This is a genomic window from Bacillus sp. LR--39, assembly GCF_053613335.1.
Window position 1 is genome coordinate 1 of the sequence record NZ_JBSIOT010001340.1, and the last position, 569, is coordinate 569.

Consider the following 569-nt stretch of genomic DNA (forward strand, 5'->3'; position numbering starts at 1 on the left):
CTCTCCGCCGTATTTCGGCAAGTCAAAAGAACCTCTTTTCAGGAGGAAAGCATAGTACCATTTAAAATATTCCCTTGTTGGGAATGTTGAGAAAAAATGTTCGTCTGATTGATAAAAAATCAGATAAATGCGCTCCAGCTTTTTGCCGTTTATTACATGATCAAAGATGTCGAGCGACTGCGGAATATCTATAAATACCGCATAACGGCTCTCAAGGTCGAGCCGCTCTGCATCTTCAGGGCCGCTGATGACGGTCAGCTCTTCTTCAAGGCCTGTCCCTGCCAGCTTTGCTTTTGTTTCCTCGCGGAAGCAGATGCACGCCCGTTTCGCAGGGTCCAGCTTCAATATTTTTTCTTCCCATGACCGTTTTCCCCGCAGATCAAACAGCTGCCATTCATTGACGGCCGCATCTTTGATCATCAGCTGCGGTTTTTTTCTGTTATTCCATTCGTTAATCGACAGTTCCCCGACAATCGAGATCTTTGCTCCAGGAACGATTCCTTCTTCGATATCGCCTTTATAAAATCCGATGCAATCGAGCTTGTTCCCGTCGTCTGCAAGCACAAGCT

General features: G+C 46.2%; 1 protein-coding gene. It reads right to left on the reverse strand.

The genetic code is table 11. From position 1 onward, the window contains the following. On the reverse strand, window positions 1-569 hold a 569-nt coding region (locus tag ACWHAR_RS30365), incomplete at both ends, for a single-stranded-DNA-specific exonuclease C-terminal domain-containing protein (RefSeq protein ID WP_452088844.1).